At 60.1% G+C, this 21,802-nt stretch carries 24 protein-coding genes; 16 read left to right on the top strand and 8 right to left on the bottom strand.

Annotation, left to right across the window (positions count from 1 at the left end):
- The first annotated feature begins 49 nt into the window (after positions 1 to 49).
- Complete coding sequence (locus TG4357_RS08905; protein WP_058262686.1) at positions 50 to 613, top strand: nuclear transport factor 2 family protein; 564 nt, start codon at positions 50 to 52, stop codon at positions 611 to 613.
- A gap of 54 nt (positions 614 to 667) precedes the next feature.
- Here TG4357_RS08905 and TG4357_RS08900 read toward each other — a convergent pair whose 3' ends face one another.
- The 4 genes from TG4357_RS08900 to TG4357_RS20030 all read right to left on the bottom strand — a co-directional run bounded on the left by TG4357_RS08900 (position 668) and on the right by TG4357_RS20030 (position 3,984).
- Positions 668 to 1,996 (bottom strand): TRAP transporter large permease, encoded by a 1,329-nt coding sequence (locus TG4357_RS08900; RefSeq protein WP_058262531.1) that lies wholly within the window; start codon positions 1,994 to 1,996, stop codon positions 668 to 670.
- 3 nt (positions 1,997 to 1,999) lie between these two features.
- Positions 2,000 to 2,518 (bottom strand): TRAP transporter small permease subunit, encoded by a 519-nt coding sequence (locus tag TG4357_RS08895; protein ID WP_058262530.1) that lies wholly within the window; start codon positions 2,516 to 2,518, stop codon positions 2,000 to 2,002.
- Positions 2,519 to 2,569: 51 nt separating this feature from the next.
- Positions 2,570 to 3,598, bottom strand: a complete 1,029-nt coding sequence (locus TG4357_RS08890; protein ID WP_058262529.1) for a TRAP transporter substrate-binding protein — start codon at positions 3,596 to 3,598, stop codon at positions 2,570 to 2,572.
- Between the two features lie 233 nt (positions 3,599 to 3,831).
- Positions 3,832 to 3,984 carry a hypothetical protein gene (locus TG4357_RS20030; RefSeq protein WP_082644108.1) on the bottom strand — a complete coding sequence of 51 codons (153 nt, stop codon included), beginning with the start codon at positions 3,982 to 3,984 and terminating at the stop codon, positions 3,832 to 3,834.
- A gap of 280 nt (positions 3,985 to 4,264) precedes the next feature.
- On the opposite strand from TG4357_RS20030, the gene TG4357_RS19470 reads away from it, so the two are divergent.
- From TG4357_RS19470 to TG4357_RS08880, 3 genes are all read left to right on the top strand, one after another.
- Positions 4,265 to 4,414, top strand: coding sequence for a hypothetical protein (locus tag TG4357_RS19470; RefSeq protein WP_158509060.1), 150 nt, complete (start codon positions 4,265 to 4,267; stop codon positions 4,412 to 4,414).
- Between the two features lie 65 nt (positions 4,415 to 4,479).
- Entirely contained in the window at positions 4,480 to 5,865 is a 1,386-nt protein-coding gene (locus tag TG4357_RS08885) for a leucyl aminopeptidase family protein (protein ID WP_058262528.1), read from the top strand.
- A 3-nt stretch (positions 5,866 to 5,868) separates the two neighbouring features.
- Complete coding sequence (locus TG4357_RS08880) at positions 5,869 to 6,720, top strand: C40 family peptidase (protein WP_058262527.1); 852 nt, start codon at positions 5,869 to 5,871, stop codon at positions 6,718 to 6,720.
- Positions 6,721 to 6,739: 19 nt separating this feature from the next.
- Here TG4357_RS08880 and TG4357_RS08875 read toward each other — a convergent pair whose 3' ends face one another.
- Together TG4357_RS08875 and paaZ are read right to left on the bottom strand one after the other, a co-directional pair.
- Positions 6,740 to 7,084: a DUF2794 domain-containing protein gene (locus TG4357_RS08875; RefSeq protein ID WP_058262526.1), complete on the bottom strand. Its 345-nt coding sequence runs from the start codon at positions 7,082 to 7,084 to the stop codon at positions 6,740 to 6,742.
- A gap of 93 nt (positions 7,085 to 7,177) precedes the next feature.
- Positions 7,178 to 9,199: a phenylacetic acid degradation bifunctional protein PaaZ gene (gene paaZ, locus TG4357_RS08870; RefSeq protein WP_058262525.1), complete on the bottom strand. Its 2,022-nt coding sequence runs from the start codon at positions 9,197 to 9,199 to the stop codon at positions 7,178 to 7,180.
- 114 nt (positions 9,200 to 9,313) lie between these two features.
- On the opposite strand from paaZ, the gene paaI reads away from it, so the two are divergent.
- The 5 genes from paaI (at position 9,314) to TG4357_RS08845 (ending at position 13,803) form a co-directional block, all read left to right on the top strand.
- Entirely contained in the window at positions 9,314 to 9,751 is a 438-nt protein-coding gene (gene paaI / locus TG4357_RS08865; RefSeq protein WP_058262524.1) for a hydroxyphenylacetyl-CoA thioesterase PaaI, read from the top strand.
- Positions 9,752 to 9,800: 49 nt separating this feature from the next.
- On the top strand, positions 9,801 to 11,111 hold the full coding sequence (gene paaK / locus TG4357_RS08860; protein WP_058262523.1) for a phenylacetate--CoA ligase PaaK: 1,311 nt from the start codon (positions 9,801 to 9,803) through the stop codon (positions 11,109 to 11,111).
- Positions 11,112 to 11,687, top strand: coding sequence for a TetR/AcrR family transcriptional regulator (locus tag TG4357_RS08855; RefSeq protein ID WP_058262522.1), 576 nt, complete (start codon positions 11,112 to 11,114; stop codon positions 11,685 to 11,687). It begins immediately after the preceding gene.
- Between the two features lie 168 nt (positions 11,688 to 11,855).
- The gene (locus TG4357_RS08850) at positions 11,856 to 12,968 is read left to right on the top strand and encodes an S-(hydroxymethyl)glutathione dehydrogenase/class III alcohol dehydrogenase (protein ID WP_058262685.1); all 1,113 of its coding nucleotides are present in this window, start codon (positions 11,856 to 11,858) and stop codon (positions 12,966 to 12,968) included.
- A gap of 121 nt (positions 12,969 to 13,089) precedes the next feature.
- Complete coding sequence (locus TG4357_RS08845; protein WP_058262521.1) at positions 13,090 to 13,803, top strand: NYN domain-containing protein; 714 nt, start codon at positions 13,090 to 13,092, stop codon at positions 13,801 to 13,803.
- Here the strand turns inward: TG4357_RS08845 and TG4357_RS08840 are convergent.
- On the bottom strand, positions 13,800 to 14,426 hold the full coding sequence (locus TG4357_RS08840; protein ID WP_058262520.1) for a TetR/AcrR family transcriptional regulator: 627 nt from the start codon (positions 14,424 to 14,426) through the stop codon (positions 13,800 to 13,802). The genes TG4357_RS08845 and TG4357_RS08840 overlap by 4 nt on opposite strands.
- A gap of 116 nt (positions 14,427 to 14,542) precedes the next feature.
- Between TG4357_RS08840 and mbfA the strand changes: the two genes are divergently transcribed.
- The 7 genes from mbfA (at position 14,543) to TG4357_RS08805 (ending at position 20,549) form a co-directional block, all read left to right on the top strand.
- Positions 14,543 to 15,517 (top strand): iron exporter MbfA, encoded by a 975-nt coding sequence (gene mbfA / locus TG4357_RS08835; protein ID WP_058262519.1) that lies wholly within the window; start codon positions 14,543 to 14,545, stop codon positions 15,515 to 15,517.
- A gap of 325 nt (positions 15,518 to 15,842) precedes the next feature.
- Complete coding sequence (locus TG4357_RS08830; protein WP_058262518.1) at positions 15,843 to 16,766, top strand: AEC family transporter; 924 nt, start codon at positions 15,843 to 15,845, stop codon at positions 16,764 to 16,766.
- A gap of 64 nt (positions 16,767 to 16,830) precedes the next feature.
- Positions 16,831 to 17,661 carry an S-formylglutathione hydrolase gene (gene fghA, locus TG4357_RS08825; RefSeq protein WP_058262517.1) on the top strand — a complete coding sequence of 277 codons (831 nt, stop codon included), beginning with the start codon at positions 16,831 to 16,833 and terminating at the stop codon, positions 17,659 to 17,661.
- Positions 17,658 to 18,116: a YaiI/YqxD family protein gene (locus TG4357_RS08820; protein WP_058262516.1), complete on the top strand. Its 459-nt coding sequence runs from the start codon at positions 17,658 to 17,660 to the stop codon at positions 18,114 to 18,116. The genes fghA and TG4357_RS08820 overlap by 4 nt, the downstream gene beginning before the upstream one ends.
- Positions 18,113 to 18,733, top strand: a complete 621-nt coding sequence (locus tag TG4357_RS08815) for an HAD family hydrolase (RefSeq protein WP_058262515.1) — start codon at positions 18,113 to 18,115, stop codon at positions 18,731 to 18,733. The genes TG4357_RS08820 and TG4357_RS08815 overlap by 4 nt, the downstream gene beginning before the upstream one ends.
- Positions 18,730 to 19,647 carry an ornithine cyclodeaminase family protein gene (locus TG4357_RS08810; protein WP_058262514.1) on the top strand — a complete coding sequence of 306 codons (918 nt, stop codon included), beginning with the start codon at positions 18,730 to 18,732 and terminating at the stop codon, positions 19,645 to 19,647. Before TG4357_RS08815 ends, TG4357_RS08810 begins: the two co-directional genes overlap by 4 nt.
- Complete coding sequence (locus TG4357_RS08805; RefSeq protein ID WP_058262513.1) at positions 19,644 to 20,549, top strand: alpha/beta fold hydrolase; 906 nt, start codon at positions 19,644 to 19,646, stop codon at positions 20,547 to 20,549. Before TG4357_RS08810 ends, TG4357_RS08805 begins: the two co-directional genes overlap by 4 nt.
- Here TG4357_RS08805 and TG4357_RS08800 read toward each other — a convergent pair.
- Positions 20,539 to 21,777 carry an MFS transporter gene (locus tag TG4357_RS08800; protein WP_058262512.1) on the bottom strand — a complete coding sequence of 413 codons (1,239 nt, stop codon included), beginning with the start codon at positions 21,775 to 21,777 and terminating at the stop codon, positions 20,539 to 20,541. The two genes, TG4357_RS08805 and TG4357_RS08800, sit on opposite strands and share 11 nt — an antisense overlap.
- Positions 21,778 to 21,802 lie beyond the last annotated feature (25 nt).

Raw genomic sequence — 21,802 nt, 5'->3', positions numbered from 1 at the left:
ATGGCTAAAGCGGAAAGATGAAAAATGCCGCAGGATAAGGATGCACAATATGACGGATGACCAATTTTCAGCTCTTGAAGCACGAATCGCTGTTCTCGAAGCTGAGGCTGAGGTGCGCCGGATACAGGCGCGCTACATGTTTTTGTGTGACACGCCCAACCCGGAATTCGGATCAAATGATGATGCCGACAGGATCGATCGCATCATGGAGCTTTTTGCGCCAGAGGCTGTCTGGGAAGGGGTTGGCGAATATTATGACGGACAGTTTGGCCGCGCTGAAGGATGGGATGCGATCAAAGCGCATTTCCAAAATTTCTGGGGTGGCAAAACAGACCCGCAGCTTATCCTGAATTGTCACTACCTGACCTCAGAACAAATCCGCGTTGCACCAGATGCGATGACCGCTGAAGGGAATTGGGTACATATGCAGCCGTGGCTCTTTTCTGATGGGAAAGCCATGCTGCGCTCATCGCGTCTCTACAATAAGTTTCGCAAATGCGACGATGGCCAATGGCGGTTCATTCAAAATAGAACCGAAAATGTCTTTATCGCACCGCTTCCGGCGACTTGGGCGTCTGATTACCCATCCCAATCAGTGTTGATGAATCCCTGATACGAAAAAGGTGAGGTCAAACCGGCCTCACCTCATTTTGGCACAAAGGGACGCTTACCAGAGAACAAGAACGGGGAGCACAAATGCGAGCATCAAGATTGTCACTTGGATCGCAATAAACGGCAGGACAGAGCGGTAAACGTCGGTGATTTTCACATCGTCCACGGTGTTTTTGAGGTAAAAGAGCGCCATCCCCACAGGCGGTGTCAGGAACGATGTCTGTAGACAAATCGCCATGAGGATCGCGACCCAAGCCGGTTCATGACCAAGGGCGGAAAGCACAGGCAAGACCAGTGGCGCTACGATCAAGATGATTTCCATCCAATCCAAGAAGAACCCCAATAGAAACACCAAGAACAAGATAAAAACGAGGGTACCGTTCGGACCAAGTGGCAAGGCGTGGAGTGCGCTTTCAATCAACTCGTCCCCGCCATACCCCCGCAAAACCACCGAAAAGCACGAGGCACCGAAAATCAGGCCAAACAGAAATGCGGTGGTCAATGCCGTTTCATGGCAGACCTCTTTGAAACTGTCCCAGGTCAGGCGTTTTGAGGCAAAGGCAAGGAGAGTGGCCCCCGCAGCACCGATGCCGGAGGCTTCCGTCGGGGTCGCAATCCCAAAGATGATGGATCCCAGAACCGCCATGATCAGCAAAAGCGGTCCCAAAAGCGAACCAACCAAGTCTTTGATCGCAGTGGAGAGGGGGCGTGGGTCTGCATAGGCAAGAGCAGGGGCGGCAGACGGATTGCGCAGAGCAACGAACACCGCATAGCCAACATAAAACAGCGCCAACAAAAGACCGGGCACCATAGCGCCGCGAAAGAGATCCCCCACGGGGATTTGCAACTGATCCCCCATGACGATCAACATGATCGAAGGCGGGATCAAAATCCCCAGACAGCCGGTCGCACCAATCACGCCAAGACCCAGTCGGTCCTCATAGCCCGCCGCGCGCATGGCCGGCATGGCGATGGTTGCCAGCAAAACGACCGAAGCACCGATAATGCCGGTCGAAGCCGCCAGTACCACACCAATGATCACGACCGCGACAGCCATGCCGCCGGGAACAGGGCGCAGGACTTTGTGCATTTGGGTCAAAAGTCGTTCGGCCGCGCCGGATTTATCCAGCATCATCCCCATGAAGATGAACATGGACATAGGGATCAGCGAGTAAGACGAAAGACTGTCGAAAATCCGGTTGGCAACAAAGCCAATCATTCTGAGCGAGGCCATATCGGCATCGACCACGGTGAAATTGTCCAGCAAGGTACCAAGAGCAGCAAAAGCCACCGCCACGCCGCCCAGAACGAATGCGATGGGGTAGCCAGAGAACATGACGATCAGAAAGCTTGCCGCCAGAAGAAAGACAAAAATCGCATCCATGGCTTAGCTCTTTTCAGTCGTGATAGAGGGGTGCAGCAGGCTTTTTACAGCCTTCAGTAGAACGGAGATGCCTTGTAAAAACAAAAGGCTTAGCCCCGCCGCCATAACGAATTTGATGATGTAACGGGCGGGCAGTCCTGATGGCATCGGCGAGCCTTCTTTGAGCTTCCAGCTATAGCCAAAAATGGTCCATGCGCTGTCGCTCACCAACCATACGAATGGGAACAACAGGAAAGTCACACCGAGGATTTCGACCACAGCCTTCACGCGGACGGACATATGGCTGTGGAACGCATCCACCCGCACATGGCGGTTGCACTGATAGGCCCAGGCGAGACTGCTCATGACAACAATGGCATTCAGGTGCCATTGTAATTCTTCAAGCTCAATGGACCCGATCCGAAACACATATCGAAGGATCACATTGAGCAGGATCGTCAGCATCAGCAGCGGGAGAAAGAGCGCACCCGTTTTGCCGATGCCGGCGACCGCACGGTCAATCGTAGAGATGAGGAGCTGCATGAGGTTGTCCTAAAAAAGTGCGCCGGAGAGGGGGCTCCGGCGCAACAGTCTTTATTCACTCAGACCGAGGCCGGTTTTCGCGCGGTAGGCCTCGAGCGAGTCCCAAACGCGTTTGAATTCGGGATCGTTTTTAACTTGTTCCGCGATCACTTTGTCAAAGGCGGCTTCGATTGGCGCGAGGACTTCCGGTGTAAAGCTGCGCAGTTCGACGCCGGCCTCTTTGAACTGTGCCACCGCTTCGCCATTCATTGGCACGGTCGAGGTGATCGAGGTCATGTTCACGGCCTTACAGCTTTCTTCGATCAGGGCTTTGTTCGCATCAGACAGGCTGTCCCATTTCGCCATGTTGATGATCAGCTCGTTCATCGCGGCGGGTTGGTGCCAACCGGGCAGGTAGTAGTATTTTGCGACTTGTTGGAAACCGAGGAGAATGTCGATTGCAGGCAAGGAGAGTTCGGTGCCATCAATGATGCCTTTCTCCAGTGAAGGGTAAATTTCACTCGACGGCAAAAGAACGATGGACGCCCCGAGTTCGGCCAGTGCTTCGCCTGCCAGGCCTGCAAAGCGGATTTTTTTGCCTTTGAGATCGTCGACGGAGTTAATTTCAAAATTATACCAACCGCCGGCTTCGGCATCCATTAGACCACAAGGAATCGTCTTGACGCCTTGGGCTGCGTAGATTTCTTCCCAGATTTCGCGCCCGCCACCGTTGTAAATCCATGCCGTGTGTTCAATGGCATCTGGACCAAAAGGAATGCCGCCAAAGAGTTGCACCGCGGGAAAGCGTCCAGCGACATAGAGCGGCGAGGTAATGCCTGCGTCCAGAGTGCCCTGTTGAACAGCGTCAAAGATTTGCAGGGATGGCACAAGTTTGCCCGCGCCATATACGGTTGCGTCGAGTTCGCCGCCTGAGGCGGCGTTTAACGCTTTGCCAAGATATTCTGCGTTTGCGCCGCTTGCGGCCATGTTCAGAGGCCACGCGCTTTGGATGTCGAGTTTGTCTTTTGCAATGGCCGCGGTGGCCACGACGGAAGAGAGCGCAACAGTTGCAGCGCAGAAGAGTTTAGGCAGGCGTTTCATTGTGTCGTTCCTTGTATGCTTTCGGGCCGTTTGATCCGGTAATTTGGTGTGGCAAAATGGTTGCCGCGCTCAGTGAGCGGAGTTTCGTGGTTGCGTCATGCCGGTGTATGTTTTTGGAAATTCAGCATGGGCGAGGTCAGCACAGGTGCGGTTTGTGCCCAAAGCACTCATAAATACGAACTCCCACTGTTGGCCTTAAAAAGCATAAGGAAGCGCGCAGGGCGCATTCTTATTCACATGAATAGTGAAGTTTTAATCATGTCGGCTAGTTTTTCAGCGATCCTGATAACAAGAGCATTGGTGTTGCCCGTCGTCACAAAGGGCGTGGTCGAGGCATTTGCCACGCGCGGCACAGTGATTCTATGCAGCTTGAGTTCCGCATCCACGACAGGCCATGTCGTTGGTGCCTATTTCACATGTGCCGCACTGGTGACGCTCGGACATCACCGCAGAGCGTACATACCGCGCAACGCTTCCAACACCACTTTGGCCTTAGACTGTCCTGTAATGCTTGGGCGTTTCGTCATTTTAGTATCCCTTCAATGGGTTGGGATACAGCTGAGCCGACTGTCCGGTTTTCTGCGACCGCCTCACGACGCCCTTAGTCCCCCCAAATCAGGACAAATCAATCTGCGCTGTCGTTGAGTTCTAAGACCTCAGTTTGCCGTGCAGTCGCTGGCCGATGTGGCCCACCAATTGCTGACCTGTATCGATGGCGGTGACGCGGTGGCAACGACCGTGATGCGGGCGCGGTTGGAGCGGGTTGGCGACGGGGCGTTATCGGCGTTGTGGAATTTGCAAAATCTTTATGTCTGATCCCCTTGCAGGTGCGGGCGGTTGGCGTAGGCTGGGGCCGAAATCAGACAGAAAGGCCACCTTCGATGATGCCCCGTTTTGCCCATTCCACCGACGCCCCGACCCCGGTTCATGTGGTCGATAAACACGGGCTACAGGATTGGATCGATGATCAGCCGGCGCGGGTGCAGGCCTGGGTCCGGGCCAGCGGGTTCAAGCCCGGTATCGGCCAAAGCCTGTTGATCCCCGGTGCCAATGGCACCCCGGAGGCGGTGCTGATCGGGTATGGCGACGACGCCGCGCGCAAACGGGGCCGGTTCCATCTGGCTGCGGCGGTGCCGTCACTGCCGGCGGGGGCCTATGAAATCGTGTCGGGCCTGCCGGCGGACAAGGCAGAAGAAGAAGCGCTGGGGTGGTTGTTGTCTTCGTACGTGTTTGACCGCTATGCCAGCCGCACTGCGTCCGAGGCCTATCTGCTGGCACCGGAGGGTGTTGATGCCGCGCGGCTGGAAATCATCGCCGCAGGCGAATGCCTGACCCGCGATTTGATCAACACGCCTGCCAGCGATATGGGGCCTGACGCCTTGGAAGCGGCGGCGGCGCAATTGGCCGCCGAACATGGTGCTGGGTTTTCGGTGATTCTTGGCGAAGACCTGCTGACCCGGAATTTCCCGATGATCCACGCGGTTGGCCGGGCCAGCGACAAAGCCCCGCGGTTGATCGAAATGAACTGGGGCGACAGCGGCCCGGCGCTGACTTTGGTGGGCAAGGGGGTCTGTTTCGACACGGGTGGTTTGAACCTGAAACCGGGTGCCAGCATGGGGTTGATGAAAAAGGATATGGGCGGCGCAGCGACGGTGCTGGGGCTGGCCCATATGATCATGGGGCTTGGCCTGCCGTTGCGGTTGCGGGTGCTGATCCCGGCGGTGGAAAACGCGGTTTCCGGCAATTCATTCCGGCCGCAGGATATTCTGAATTCGCGCAAGGGGCTGACGGTCGAGATCAACAATACCGATGCCGAGGGTCGTCTGGTTCTGGCCGATGCGTTGGCTTACGGGGCCGAAAACGATCCCGACCTGATGTTGTCGATGGCGACGTTGACCGGCGCGGCGCGGGTCGCAGTGGGGCCCGATCTGGCACCGTATTTCACCGGTGATGACGCGGTCGCGGCGGCGCTGGACGGGGCCGCAGCCAAGGTTTCCGATCCGGTGTGGCGGATGCCGTTCTGGGACCCTTACGAGGCAGATATAGAACCGGGCATTGCCGATCTGGACAATGCGCCGAAGGGTGGGTTTGGCGGTGCGATCACCGCCGCGCTGTTCCTGCGCCGGTTTGCCGGTGATGGTGTTCGGTACACCCATTTCGATATCTATGGCTGGCAACCGAAAGCCGCCCCGGCGCGGCCCACGGGCGGGGTCGGCATGGGGGCGCGGGCGCTGTTGGAGGCGTTGCCGGGTGTGTTGGGGATATAGCAGATGGATCGCCGTCTGATCCCGGCCAATAGCCGCGTTGCCGCGACGACTTTGCGCGGCGTGGTCGATGTACCGCTTTATACCGAAGGTGTCAGGCGCGTGGTGGCGCGGCCATTGGTCGATCTGTTGAATGCGCCGCTGGGACGGCGCGAACGGCAATTGGTGATGGGGGAGGCGGTCACGAGGTTCGAATCGCGCGAAGGCTGGGCTTTTGTGCAATGCGAACGCGATGGGTATGTCGGGTATCTGCCGGCGCAGGACCTGGAAGATCGCCGCCCGCCGACCCATAAAGTCACCGCCCGCGCCACCCATGTCTATGCCGCGCCGCGGTTCAAATCCGCCGAACGGTTCGGGCTGAGCGCAGGATCGCGGTTGCGCGCCACCGGCGAAGATGACGGGTTTCTGGTGCTGGCCGAAGGCTATGTGCCGCTTCAGCATGTCCACCCGATCGATTTCCATGCCGAGGACGTGGTGAGCGAGGCCGAGCGTTATCTCGGGGTGCCTTATCTGTGGGGTGGTAACAGCATCTGGGGCATCGATTGTTCCGGCTTGGTGCAGGCCGCCTGTCTGGCCTGTGGACTGGACTGTCCCGGCGACAGTGACCAGCAGGAAGCCGGGTTGGGCCGGTTGCTGCCCGAGGGCAGCAAGCCACGGCGCGGCGATCTGTTGTTCTGGAAAGGGCACGTGGCGCTGGTCGCCGGGCGCGGGCGCATCCTGCATGCCAATGTTCACAGCATGGCGGTTGTGTTCGAAGACATGGCCGAAGCAATCGACCGGATCGCGGCGCAGGGCGACGGGCCGGTGACGGCGCATAAACGGCTGCCGCGTCCAAAAAAGGACAGTGACGCGGGTTGATCGCGGCTGTTGCTGACGCTTAGTCGATCGCGCGGATCAGTTTGCGTTCCAGCACCCGCAGAACGGTTTTCAGATCGTTGCCGCGTTTGAGCACCTGTCCGTCAATGCCGACGACGGAATATTGGCCCTGCTTGTTGCGCAGCTTGGGGCGTTTTTCGATCCGGTAGAGCGGGTTTTCGGCGGTGCGGCGGAAGACGGAAAACACCGCCATGTCGCGCAGGCTGGAAATGCCGTAATCGCGCCATTCGCCAGCGGCGACCATGCGGCCATAAAGGCTGAGGATGACGCCCAGTTCCGTGCGGTGAAAGGCGACCTGTTCGGGGATGCCCTGTTTCGGAAAGGGCGTCGTGTTTTGAACATTCATGACTTAGCGTCGCTGCAAACGGGCGCTAAATCAAGCGTTTTGCACATGGATAGGCGGTTGGGCGCGGGATTTGTGCCATCCCGCGCCCTTTGATCAGCGGTCGTAGCTGACCATGGTCAGCAATTCGTATTCGGCGACCTGATCGTCGTCCTGATTGGTCAGGGTAACATTCCACGCCACTTCGCCATAGCTGTCGGTACGGCGGGTTTTGCGTTTGCAGGTCAACCGGACCTTGATGGCATCGCCGGGGCTGACCGGTTTTTGGAAGCTCAGACCGTTCAACCCGGTATTGGCCAGAACTGGCCCCGGATCGGGCTGCACGAACAGACCTGCCGCGAAGCTGAGCAGCAGATAGCCATGCGCCACCCGGCCCGGGAAGAACGGGTTGGCCTTTGCGGCGTCTTCATCCATGTGGGCATAGAAGGTGTCACCGGTGAAATGGGCGAAATGTTCGATATCGTCCAGTGTCACCGTGCGCGACCCGGTATGCAACGTTTCACCGATTTCGATTTCGGTGAAGGTGCGTTGGAACGGGTGTTGCGGCCCGGTGATTTCCGCCGATCCCTTGATCCATGTGCTGGTGATCGCGGTCAGGATGTCGGGGCTGCCCTGAATGGCGGTCCGTTGCATGTAATGCATCACGCCGCGAATGCCGCCCAGTTCTTCACCGCCACCGGCGCGACCGGGGCCGCCATGGACCATGTGCGGCAAGGGTGATCCGTGGCCGGTCGCTTCGGCCGCGGCGGTGCGGTTCATGATATAGAGCCGACCATGCCAGGCGGCCGCGGCCAGCGTGACATCGCGCGCGACCTGCGGATCGTTGGTGAACAGAGAGCTGACAAGCGACCCGCCGCCACGATTGGCAAGCTGGGCGGCATGGGCCAGATCACGATAGGGCATCAGGGTGGAGACCGGACCGAAGGCTTCGACCGCGTGAACCGCCGTTGCGGTATCGGGATCGTCGCAGGCCAGCAGGGTCGGCGGCAGAAAGGCGCCATTCGACAGGTTGTCGGTCAATGCGTCCGGGCCACCGCAGATCAGCCGGGTTTCGGCGGCAAGCGCTTCGAGTCTGGCCAGAACATCGGCTTTCTGATCCAGCGAGGCCAGCGCGCCCATGCGGGTTTCCTTGGCCGAAGGGTCGCCCAGAACGATATTTTCCAGTTTGTCCGACAGCGCCTTTGCCACGTTTTCCATTTGTGCCTGAGGTACGATCAGGCGGCGCATCGCGGTGCATTTCTGCCCCGCCTTGGCGGTGATTTCGGTCACGGCTTCCTTGATGAACTGGGCAAATTCCGGGCTGTCCGGATCGGCATCGGGGCCGAGAATGGCGGCGTTCAAACTGTCCTGTTCGGCCAGGAACCGGGTCGAATTGCGCAGCAGATTCGGGTTCGAGCGCAGCATGTTGGCCGTGTCCGCCGATCCGGTGAAGCTGACCACGTCCTGTGCGCCCAAGCGGTCGAGCAGGTCGCCGGTACGCCCGACGATCAGCTGCACCGCGCCTTCGGGCAGCAGACCCGATTCGATCATCATGCGAAAGCACGCTTCGGTCAGGTAAGACGTCTGGGTCGCTGGTTTGACGATGGCGGGCACACCTGCCAGCAGGGTCGGGGCCAGTTTTTCCAACATGCCCCAGACCGGGAAGTTGAAGGCGTTGATATGCACTGCCACACCTTGCAGTGGCACCGCGATATGTTGACCAAGGAAGGTGCCTTTGCGCGACAATTGTTCGATTTCGCCATCAATATAAACATGACCGTCGGGCATTTCGCGCCGCCCCTTGGAGGCGAACAGAAACATGGTGCCGATGCCGCCTTCGATGTCGATACCGCCGTCGCGGCGGGTTGCGCCGGTTGCCGGGTTGATCGCATAGAGTTCTTCCTTGCGGCCATCCAGATAGGCCGCCAGCGCCTTGAGCATCTTGGCGCGTTCGTGGAACGTCATCGCGCGCAGGGCGGGGCCGCCGGTGTTGCGGGCATGGTCCAGCATGGCCTGCATGTCGAGGTCAGAACCGCCGGCAAGGGCGACCGGTTGACCATCGACCGGGCCGATGACGGTTGTGGCGGTGTCGCCCGGCGCGATCCAGTGACCGGCGGCGTAACTTTGTGGCTTCAGCATCTCTTGAGTCCTCCTGTTGGCCAGCATTCTGCGCCAATCCGAAAGCTTTTTCAACACTATTGACCGCATGGTCGGTTTTGTGTCAGGTTGAGCCGGAATTGGGGGAGGAGCGCCATGACACCGAAGCAACGGGCTGAACGCAGCGCCAAACAAATGTGGTCGACCGATCAGGCGACCCAGGCTTTGGGAATGGAAATCACCCGGATCGATCCGGGTGAGGCGGTGATGACCATGCGGGTGCGTGACGAGCATCTGAACGGCCATCATATCTGTCATGGTGGATATATCTTCACCCTTGCCGACAGCGCCTTTGCCTTTGCCTGCAACAGCTACAACAAGATGGTTGTGGCGCAGCAAAATAGCATCACCTATCTCAGCCCCGGCAAGGCCGGTGAATTGCTGACCGCCACCGCGACCGAGGCGTCGTTACAGGGCCGGTCGGGCGTTTATGACGTGGTGGTCACGGGCGAAGACGGCCGCAAGGTGGCGCTTTTCCGGGGGCTGTCACGGCAGATCTCGGGCCAACATTTCGACGAAACTGACGCAGACTGACAATGCCGGCCCCGCAAATGCAGCCGGGGCATATCGGGAGGAAACCGACATGAAAGACCTGTCACCCAAACCAGGCGATCTGGACCATATCGAAACCGCATCGCGTGACGAGATCGCAGCACTGCAATTGCAGCGGATGAAATGGTCGTTGAAGCACGCCTATGACAACGTGCCGTTCTACAAGGACAGTTTCGACAAGGCCGGGGTGCATCCCGATGACCTGAATTCGCTGGAGGATCTGGCGAAATTCCCATTCACGGTGAAGCAGGACCTGCGCGACAATTACCCGTTCGGCCTGTTTGCGGTGCCGCGTCAGCAGATCGCGCGCATTCATGCTTCGTCGGGGACCACTGGTCAGCCGACCGTGGTGGGATACACCAAGAACGATCTGGACATGTGGGCCAGTGTGGTGGCGCGGTCGTTGCGCGCGTCCGGTTTGCGGGCGGGGGACGTGTTGCACAACGCTTATGGCTACGGGTTGTTCACCGGTGGTTTGGGCATTCATGGCGGCGCAGAAAAGATGGGCCTGACCGTGGTGCCGGTATCGGGCGGCATGACCCAGCGGCAGGTCCGGGTGATCGAAGATTTCGGGGCTACCGGCATCACCGTGACGCCGTCCTATGCGCTGTCGATCCTTGACGAATACGCCAAGCAGGGGCTTGATCCGCGCAAAAGCCCGCTGAAGGTGGGGATTTTCGGGGCCGAACCCTGGACCAACGCGATGCGTCTGGAAATCGAGGAAGCCTTCGACATGCACGCGGTCGATATCTATGGGTTGTCCGAAGTGATCGGACCCGGCGTGGCCAATGAATGCGTCGAAACCAAGGACGGGCTGCATATCTGGGAAGACCATTTCTATCCTGAAGTGATCGACCCCGAAACTGGCGAAGTGCTACCCGATGGCGAGCTGGGTGAACTGGTGTTCACTTCGTTGACTAAGGAAGCCTTCCCGATCATCCGTTACCGCACCCGCGACCTGACCCGGCTGTTGCCGGGCACCGCGCGCAGCATGCGGCGGATGGAAAAGATCACCGGCCGCAGCGACGACATGATCATCCTGCGCGGCGTCAACGTGTTCCCGACCCAGATCGAGGAACAGTTGATGACCGTCGAAGGATTGGCACCGCATTTCCAGATCGAACTGGCCCGACCGGGGCGGATGGATGAAATGACCGTGCATGTGGAATTGTCCGATGGCGCGTCGATCGACATCATCGAAACCGCGGCCAGGGATCTGACCGGCAAGGTCAAATCCAATGTCGGCATTTCGGTGCGGGTCAACGTGGCCGAACCGGGCAAGGTTGCACGCAGCGAAGGCAAGGCGGTAAGGATCATCGACAACCGCCCCAAGGAGGGCTGAATGGCGCGCGGACTGGCACGCGATCACGACGAAAAGCGGACGGCACTGCGCAAGGGTGCCGCCGCCTATTTTGCCGCGCATGGGTTCGACCGGGCGTCGATGACCGGGGCGGCGAAATCCTGTGGCGTGTCCAAGGCGCTGATTTATCACTACTGGGCGTCGAAAGAGGATCTGCTTTATGACATCCTTGACGATCATCTTGGCGCATTGGTCGAGGTGGTCGAAGCGGCGCGGTCCGAAGGGCTGCGCGGGCTGATCGGGGCGATCCTGGACGCCTATGCCGACGCCGATGCCGAACATAAGCTGCAACTGGATGCGCTGGGCGTGTTGCCGGTGGACAAGCAGACACCATTGATCGCGGCGCAGCGGCATTTGGTCGATATCATGACCGATGTGGTGTTGGAGCAGGCGCCGCAATTGCAGGCCGATCCCGACCGGCTGCGCGCCGCCACGATGAGCGTTTTCGCGGTGCTGAACTGGTTCTACATGTGGCACCGCCCCGGCAAGGGGCTGAGCCGGGAAGCCTATGCCGATCTGGCGACGGATTTCGCCATTGGCGGGCTTAAGGCCCTGTAGCGGGACCAAGGCGCAAAGCGGCTTCGGCTGTTGCCGTGGGTCGACACTGTAGCCGAAGGTTCCGATCCGGTTGATCGGGGAATTCGATACCGGCTATCGATGAACGCATTCTTGAACCCTCCCGGTATCTGGGGCAGGTTGCCCGCAACCAACGAGAAAGGACGCAAGATGCGCACCACAGCCGCCGTCGCCCTGCAAGCAGGCAAGCCGCTTGAAGTCATGGAAGTGAATCTGGAAGGTCCGAAAGCGGGCGAGGTTCTGGTCGAAATCAAGGCCACCGGCATTTGCCACACGGATGAATTCACCCTGTCGGGGGCCGATCCCGAAGGGTTGTTTCCGGCGATCCTGGGCCATGAAGGCGCGGGCGTGGTGTTGGAAGTCGGCCCCGGCGTGACCAGCCTGAAACCCGGTGATCACGTCATCCCGCTTTACACCCCGGAATGTCGCGAATGCGACTACTGCCTGAACCCGAAAACCAACCTGTGCCAGTCGATCCGCACGACGCAAGGTCAGGGGCTGATGCCCGACGGCACGTCGCGTTTTTCAATGCTCGATGGCACGCCGATCCTGCATTACATGGGCTGTTCGACCTTTGCCAACCACACGGTGCTGCCAGAAATCGCGCTGGCCAAGGTGCGCCCTGACGCGCCGTTTGACAAAATCTGCTATATCGGTTGCGGCGTGACCACCGGCATCGGCGCGGTGATCAACACCGCCAAGGCGGAAATCGGCAACCGGTCGATCGTGTTCGGTCTGGGCGGGATCGGGTTGAACGTCATTCAAGGCCTGAGGCTGTCCGGCGCTGATCAGATCGTCGGTGTCGACCTGAACCCGGCCAAGGTGGACATGGCGAAACGTTTCGGCATGACCGATTTCGTCAATCCCAGCGAGGTCGAAGGCGATCTGGTCGGTCATCTGGTCGAACTGACCGGCGGTGGTGCGGATTACACCTTCGACGCCACCGGGAATGTCGGGGTGATGCGCACTGCGCTGGAAGCGGCGCATAAGGGATGGGGCGAATCGATTATTATCGGCGTGGCTGCTGCTGGCGCGGAAATCAGCACCCGCCCGTTCCAGTTGGTCACCGGGCGCAGCTGGCGCGGCACCGCCTTTGGCGGCGCGCGTGGCCGGACCGACGTGCCCAAGATCGTCGACTGGTACATGGACGGCAAGATCGAGATCGATCCGATGATCACCCACACGCTGAGCCTGGAAGACATCAACAAGGGTTTCGACCTGATGCATGCGGGTGAATCGATCCGCTCGGTCGTGGTTTACTGATTACGGCTTTGACATCGGTTGTCGGCGGCGATGTTCCGCCGTCGACCCGTTGACAAATGCGCGCACATATTTGACCGCTTTGCCCCGGGTCGGACCGGTGGCATAACAAGAGAGGCCCGCGATGGAAGACAAGAACGCAAGCCAGCTGCTGGCGGTGTTGATCGACGCCGACAACACGTCGCCAAAATGGACCAAGGCCATTTTCGACGAAATCGCAACGCTGGGCGAAGCTTCGGTGCGGCGCTGTTACGGCGATTTTTCCAGCCCGCAAATGAACGGCTGGAACAAGGTTCAGGCGGAATTCGGGCTGGTGCCGCATCATCAGCCGGCCAATACCGTGGGCAAGAATGCCAGCGATATCGCGCTGGTGATCGACGCAATGGACCTGCTGCATTCGGGCCGGTTCGACGGGTTCGTTCTGATTTCCAGCGACAGCGATTTTACCCGGCTGGCCAGCCGTATCCGCGAACAGGGGCTGACCGTTTATGGCATCGGGGCCAAGAAAACGCCCGAAGCGTTCCGCAAAGCCTGCCGCCGCTTCATCTTTCTGGAAAACATCGGTGGCGAAAACCCGGCACAAACCGACGTTTCAGTCGGAAAAACACCAGTATCCGGCGACGCGCGCGATCTGATCCTCAAGGCGATGGACGCGATCGGGCAAGAAGACGATTGGTACACTTTGGGCCAGTTGGGACAGTACATCACCCAGGCCAACCCCGATTTCGACGCCCGCAGCTATGGCAAGAAGAAGCTGAGCGAACTGGTGGCCGAATTCCCGATTTTCGAAATCAAGAAGACCGGCGGCAATCAGTTGATGGTGCGGCGCAGGGATTAGGGCGCGACCCCGTAGCGGGCGATGAACATGTCCACTGCGGCTTCGACCACCCGGGCCTTTTCGGCTTTGGTGAAATCGCGGTTAATCCCGAACACCATGCGCGCAAACAGGTCGGCTTTGCACAGTTCGACGAACTGATCGGCCGCCAGCGCGAAATCGTCGATCTTCAGCTCGCCCCGCGCCACCGCCTGTTTCAGATATTCGGTCAACCGGGCGCGTCCGACCATCGGCCCGCTTTGGTAAAATTCCCACCCCAGTTCGGGGAACCGGTCGGACTCGGCTACGCAGACGCGGAAAATGCGCTGGGAAAAGTCCGAGGTGAAGATATCCACCATCGCGTATCCCGCAAAGCGCAGCGCCACCTGCGGTGACGCGTCGAAATCGGCCAGTTCGACCGCATCTTCGGCCTGGCGCAGGCATTCGCTGCGCACGACTTCCATGAACAGCAATCGCTTGTCGGGGAAATAGCTATAAAGCGTCGCCTTGGACACGCCTGCCGCCTTGGCAATGTCGTCGACGCTGGCGCCTTCGAACCCGTCGGCCATGAAAACCTTCCGCGCCCCTAGCAGGACTTGTTCGAATTTGCGCCCGGTGCGGATGATGGTTTTTGTCGCAGGGTCCATTGCTGTCTTTCGGCTGGGAAAACGATTATAAACTGGCCAGTTCAGTTTCATCAAGGCACCACTTGCGGGTCTTGGCAGAACGGCTAGTGTTGGAAGAAAGCCAAAAAGGGGTTCGCATGCGATTTTCCATTCAACGGCGTCATTTCAAGGATCTGAGCGAGCAGGAAATCCTTGCCTTGGCGATTTCGTCGGAAGAAGACGATGCCCGGATCTATCGCAGCTATGCCCAGAGGTTGCGCGACGACTACCCCGACTCCGCCAAGATCTTCGACGGCATGGCAGAAGAAGAAGACCGGCACCGCCAGCTGTTGATCACCCTGCATGAACGCCGTTTCGGGTCGGTCATTCCGCTGATCCGGCGCGAACATGTGGCGGGCTATTACGCACGCCGCCCGATCTGGCTGGTCGAAAACCTCGGACTGGAGCGGATCCGAGCCGAAGCCGAGGCGATGGAACATGACGCCGAACATTTTTACCTGACAGCCGCCAAACGCAGCACGGATAGCGAGACCCGCAAATTGCTGGGCGATCTGGCGGCGATGGAAGCCGGGCACAAGCACAAGGCGGGGATTCTGGCCGAAAAGTACCTGGATGAAGACAGCCGCGCCGAGGAAGACCGCGCAGCGCATCGGCAATTCGTGCTGACCTGGGTGCAGCCCGGCTTGGCCGGGCTGATGGACGGATCGGTGTCGACCTTGGCCCCGATCTTTGCCACCGCCTTTGCGACGCAGGATACCTGGACCACGTTTCTGGTCGGGCTGGCCGCATCGGTCGGGGCGGGGATTTCGATGGGCTTCACCGAAGCGGCGTCGGATGACGGTGAATTGTCGGGACGCGGATCGCCGACCAAGCGCGGCTTTGCATCGGGGATCATGACGATGGTTGGCGGGCTGGGCCATGCGCTGCCCTACCTGATTACCGATTTCTGGACCGCGACGATGACGGCCTTTGTCGTGGTGTTTATCGAGCTTTGGGCGATCGCCTGGATTCAGAACCGATACATGGACACGCCGTTTTTCCGCGCCGCCATGCAGGTGGTTCTGGGCGGGGCGCTGGTTTTCGCCGCCGGGGTGTTGATCGGATCGGGTTAGGGGGCGCCGCCCCCGTCGCTAAAGGCGACCCCCCGGGATATTTCAAAACAGAAGAAGCTTGAAAAATCACCCCCCGCGTCGGGTTTGCAACGCAGGGGGCTTCTCCTGTTGCGGTCATCGGCGTCCCCGCCTGTACCGCTCCGTCTGCTTGGCGCATTAACCTTAATGTTTGGTGTCTTCTTCTGTTTAAAAGCATCCTCAGGGGTGAATGCGCCGAAGGCGCAGAGGGGGCAGAGGGGGCAGATAGCCCCCTTGATCTGCCCGCCGCAGGCGATAGCGCCGTCATTGGGATTGACCCGGCGCGGTGCCGTGCTAGGCAGGCGGAATGGTTGATATTTTTCTCAAGACGCTTCCCTTCTTCCTGATCATTGGACTGGGCTACGGTGCGGGACGCACCCGGTTTTTCCCCGAGGACGCAACCGCGTGGCTGACCCGCTTCGTGTTCTATTTCGCGCTGTCGGCGATGTTGTTCCGGTTTTCCGCCAACCTGTCACTGGGCGATATCTACGATCCTGCTTTCATTCTGGCCTATCTGACCGGCACCGGGGCGATCTATTTGCTGGCCACCATTGTCACGTTGATCCGTGGGCGCGGAGTCGAAGAAGCCGCGGTTGAGGCGCAATGCGCGGTGATCGGCAATGTCGGGTTCCTGGGCGTGCCGATGCTGGTGCTGTTGCTGGGCGAACAGGCGATCGGGCCAGTGATGTTGGTGCTGGCGGTGGATCTGATCGTGTTCGGCAGCCTGATCGTGATCCTGATCACCGGGTCGCGCGACGGGCGGGTGTCATTCGGCATCTTGCGCAGCGTCGGGCTGGGGTTGCTGAAAAACCCGATGATCGTGTCGATTGCCATTGGGCTGGGCTGGGCAGCCTTGGAAATCCCCATTCCAGGACCGCTGAACGAATTCGTGTCCATCCTTGGGGCCGCGGCGACGCCCGGGGCGCTGTTTGCGATCGGGGCTTCACTGGCGTCGAAATCGGCCGAACGGCTGACCACGGCAGGGTGGTTGTCGTTTTGCAAGCTGGTGCTGCACCCTCTGGCGGTGGCCACGGCGGCGTTGGTCCTGTTCGAGGTTGATCGCTATGCCGCCGGGGTGATGATCGCCGCCGCAGCGCTGCCGGTGGCGGGCAATGTTTACATTCTGGCGCAGCATTACGGCGTTGCGCCGCACCGGGTGTCGGCAGCGATCCTGATTTCCACCGGTTTGAGCATTTTCACCGTTTCTGCGGTGATCGCCTGGATCGGATAGGTCAAGCGCTTGCCGTGCCCCGGACCCTGCGTTAGCCATGGGGCAAACCGGATGGGAGAGCGTGATGGATATCATTTCTGAAAACAGGTGTTTCGGCGGCGTGCAGGGGGTTTACAAACATCCCTCGAAGGCGACCGGAGGCGACATGACCTTCGGGCTGTTCCTGCCCGAGGAGGCCGAGGATCACCCGGTGCCGGTGCTGTGGTACTTGTCGGGGCTGACTTGCAGCCATGAAAACGCGATGGTCAAGGCCGGTGCGCAGGCTTGGGCCGCGGAACAGGGGATCGCCCTGGTGTTCCCTGACACCTCGCCGCGCGGGCCGGGTGTGGCCGATGACGACGCGTATGATCTGGGCCAGGGCGCCGGGTTTTATGTCAACGCCACCGAAAATCCCTGGGCGCCGCATTTCCGGATGTGGGACTATGTTGCCGATGAATTGCCGCGCCTGATCACCGGTGATTTCAACATCGACGAAGGCCGCCAGTCGATCACCGGTCATTCGATGGGGGGGCATGGCGCGCTGACACTGGCGATGTCTTTGCCAGGCCGATATCGGTCGGTATCGGCGTTTTCGCCGATCTGCCATCCGACCGACAGCGAGTGGGGCCGCAAGCAGTTGCGCGCCTATCTGGGCGATGAGGCCGCCGCTTGGGCGGCGCATGATGCGACGCTGCTGATGCGCGAAAACGGGCTGGATATTCCGCTATTGGTCGATCAGGGCACGTCCGATCAGTTCCTTGATCTGCTGATGCCCGAAGCCTTGGCCGAGGCGGTGAATGCGCGTCGGGTTCCGGCCAATCTGCGGCTGCAAAAAGGCTATGATCACAGCTATTTCTTTGTCTCGACCTTCATCGAGGATCACGTAAACTTCCACGCCGAGGCGCTGTACGAATGACCAAGCTTTACATCGACGCCGATGCCTGCCCGGTGAAGGCCGAGGCCGAACGGGTGGCAACCCGGCATCGGGTGGCGATGGTTCTGGTCAGCAATGGCGGGTTGCGGCCTTCGGCCAATCCGTTGGTGGAATCGGTGATCGTGCCCGAAGGCCCGGACGTGGCCGATATGTGGATCGCGGACCGTGCCGGTCCGGGGGATGTGGTGGTGACGTCCGATATCCCGCTGGCGGCGAAATGCGTGGCCGCAGGGGCGCAGGTGTTGAAACCGAATGGCGAAGCGCTGAGCGCGGCCAATGTCGGCAACGCGCTTGCCACCCGCGACCTGATGACCGATCTGCGCGCCGCCGATCCGTTCCGGCAGGGCGGCGGCAAAGGGTTCACCAAGGCGGACCGGTCGCGGTTTCTGGACGCATTGGAACGCGAATTGCGCAAGGCGAAGGGGCAGGGGCAATGACACCAAAGGCGGTGGTTTTCGACATAGGTCGGGTGCTGATCGAATACGATCCGGAACGGTTCTATGATCGTGTCATCGGGCCGGAGCGGCGCGCGGCCCTGTTCGGCGCGGTCGATCTGCACGGGATCAATCTGCGGGTGGACCGGGGTGAACCGTTGCATGATACGGTTGCCGAGGCGGTGCGGGCGCATCCCGAATTCGGCCAAGAAATCGCGATGTGGGCCGATCGTTGGATCGAAATGGCCAGCCCTGAAATCCCGCATTCGGTACGGTTGCTGGAAGCGCTGAAAGCACAGGGGGTGCCGGTTCTGGCGCTGACCAATTTCGGCGCTGAAACCTTTGAAATGGCGCGGCGACATTATCCGTTTCTGGATCTGTTCGATCAGCGCTATGTTTCTGCCGATCTGAAAGAAATCAAACCCGATCCCGGTATCTATGCTGCGTTGGAACAGGGCAGTGGTTTCACCGCCAAAGACCTGCTGTTCACCGATGACAAACCCGAGAACATCGAGGCAGCACGGCAACGCGGCTGGCGGGTGCATCTGTTTGAGCATCCGCAAGGCTGGGCCGACTGTTTGGTCGGGCATGGGATACTGACAAAGGAGAATGCTGCATGACGATTCCGTTTATTTCCTTCGATGAGGGCGAAAAACTGCTCGATTGGATGGGCTTTATCACGGCGCTGGCGGCGGGGCACACATTGCCCAAGGCGGAAGTGGCTGACAGTTTCCTCTATCGCGGCAAGGACACGTTGCTGAACCGGGCGGCCTGGATTGACGGGCTGGGACTGGCGGTGAAATCGGCGACGATTTTTCCCGGCAACCCGGACCAGGGCAAGCCGATGGTCAATGGCGGCATGTCGCTTTATGGCGATGCCGACGGGATGCTGGAAGCCTTGGTCGATTTCCATCTGGTGACGAAATGGAAAACCGCCGGTGACAGCCTTTTGGCGGCGACCCGATTGGCGCGGCCCGACAGCCGCCGGATCCTGATCATCGGGGCCGGTACCGTCGGGCGGTCGCTGCGGCAGGCTTACGGCGCGGCTTTCCCGCAAGCGGCGTTCACCGTCTGGAACCGCACCAAGGCGAATGCCGAAGCGATGGCGGCGGAATTTCCCGACATGCAGGTGGCCGAGGATCTGGAAACCGCAGTGCGCGCTGCCGATATCGTCACCAGCGCCACGATGAGCACCGACCCGGTGCTGATGGGCGACTGGCTGCAACCGGGGCAGCATATCGACCTGATCGGCGCCTATCGCCCCGACATGCGCGAAGCCGATGATGCGGCAATCAAGCGGGCGCGGGTGTTCGTCGACAATTTCGGCACCACCATCGGCCATATCGGCGAAATCGAAATTCCGCTGAAAAACGGTGTGATTGCGCGCGAACACCTGTTGGCGGATTATTACGACCTCGATGCCTTCAAGCGGCAATCTGACGATGACATCACCCTGTTCAAGAATGGTGGCGGGGCGCATCTGGACCTGATGACGGCGCGGTATGTTCTTGATCGGTGGAAAGCGGCGCAATGATCTGGGCCTTGGTCCTTGTCGCGGTGGTTCTGGCGCTGCCGTTCCTGCGCGAAGCGTTGCGGCCACGGATGACGGATGCCGACCGACAATCGGCACCGGGGCAGTTCGCCCGCCTGTCGCAGGGCGTGACCCATTACCGTTGGCAAGGCCCCGAAGGCGGGCCGGTTGCGGTGTGCGTGCATGGGCTGACCACGCCGAGCTTTGTCTGGCGGGGCGTTGCCGAAGAGTTGGCCGCAAAAGGGGTAAGGGTGCTGAGCTATGACCTGTACGGGCGTGGCTATTCCGACCGCCCCAAGGGCGCACAGGACAGCGCGTTTTTCCTGCGCCAGTTGCAGGACCTGCTGGCCGATCAGCAGGTGGGGGATGGTTTTACCCTGATTGGCTATTCGATGGGCGGATCGATTTCGGCGGCTTTTGCCGCCGCGCATCCCGGCCGATTGAAACGGCTGATCCTGCTGGCCCCGGCAGGAATGCAACCGCTGTCCGGCGCGGTTGCCCGGGTGGTGCTGGGGGTGCCGTTTTTCGGCGATTGGCTGATGTTGACGATGTTCCCGCGACGCCATCGCAAAGGCACCGATGCCGAACGCGGTCTACCGACATCGGTGCCCGGGATCGTCGATCTGCAACAGGGCGAATTGCATTGGCGCGGGTTCGTTCCGGCGGTTTTGTCATCGCTGCGCCATATGTTGAGCACGGTGCTGGAAGGTGAACACCGGGCAATTGCCGCCGCCGGTCTGCCGGTGCTGGCGATCTGGGGGGCCGAGGATCGCACCATTCCGATCCGGGACAAGGCGGTGCTGGAAGACTGGAACCCCGATGCGCACCATGTGGTGATCGACGGGGCCGGGCATGGCGTGACCTATACCCATGCGGGCGAAGTTTTGGCGGCGATCAGATCATAATTTCCGTGCGTTTTTCCCGCACCGGCAGGTGAATCAGCGCCGAAAACGCCCCCACCCCGATGCCGATCCACCAGACCGCGGTGTAAGACCCGTAAAGGTCATACATCCGCCCGCCCAGCCAGACGCCCATGAAACTGCCCAATTGGTGGCTGAAAAACACGATGCCATAGAGTGTACCCATGTAGCGCAGCCCGTAAAGATGCGCGATCAATCCCGATGTCAGCGGTACCGTGGCCAGCCAAAGCGCCCCCATCGACACCGAAAACAGGATCACCGTGGCCGGGGTCATCGGGGTCAGGATAAACGCGGCGGCAACGAAGGTGCGCAGGGTGTAAATCCCTGCCAGCAGGTATTTCTTGGACACCCGGTTGCCCAGCCACCCGGCCATCAGCGTACCGCCGATATTGGCCAGCCCGATCAGCGATATCGCCACCGCGCCAAGCGTCGAGGTGGTGGTGATCCCCAGCGAATGCAGCGCGCCGCCGGGCACGATCGCGCCGCACATTTCGGTCACGAAGGCGGGAAAATGCGCGGTGATGAAACCCAACTGATAGCCGCAGGAAAAGAAGCCGAGGAAAATCATCGTATAGGACGGATCGCGGAAGGCCTTGAGCAGGATCGCGCCCATGCTTGCCTGCAATTCGGTCTTGCTGGCGACCGGGGTCGGTACCCGCATGAAAGGCAGGAACAAAAGCACCAGCAGGATCGCGGCGGCAAAGACCACGAACACGCCCTGCCAGGTCATGAAGCCCAGCAGGTATTCCGCCAGCGGCGCGCCGAACACCTGACCGGCCGACCCGGCCGCGGTGGCAATGGCCAGCGACATCGAGCGGTTTGCATCCGAAGATGCCCGCCCCACCACCGCCAGGATCACGCCAAACCCGGTGCCGGCAATGCCGAAGCCGACGAAAATTTCGAACACCTGATGCGCCAGCGGCGTCACAGCAAAGGACGACAGCACCAGCCCCAGCGCATAGATCACGGCCCCCATGACGATGGCGCGGCGATCGCCCAGTTTTTCCGCAATGGCGCCGAAAATCGGCTGACCGATGCCCCAGGCCAGGTTCTGAATCGCGATGGCCAGGCTGAATTCCGACCTGAGCCAGCCGAAGTCTTCGGCAATCGGGATCTGGAACACCCCGAAACTGGCGCGGATGGCAAAGCCGGTCAGGATGATGACGCAGCCCACGATCAAAACGGGGGTGAAAAGCGGTGTTCGGGTCTGCATTTGGGGTCTCCTGTGCGCGGGGGGC

The organism is Thalassovita gelatinovora (assembly GCF_001458355.1).
In the GTDB taxonomy this organism is placed as follows: Bacteria; Pseudomonadota; Alphaproteobacteria; order Rhodobacterales; family Rhodobacteraceae; genus Thalassobius; species Thalassobius gelatinovorus.
Note: the sequence above shows the minus strand (reverse complement) of the source record. Positions and strands in the feature narration are given on the sequence as shown.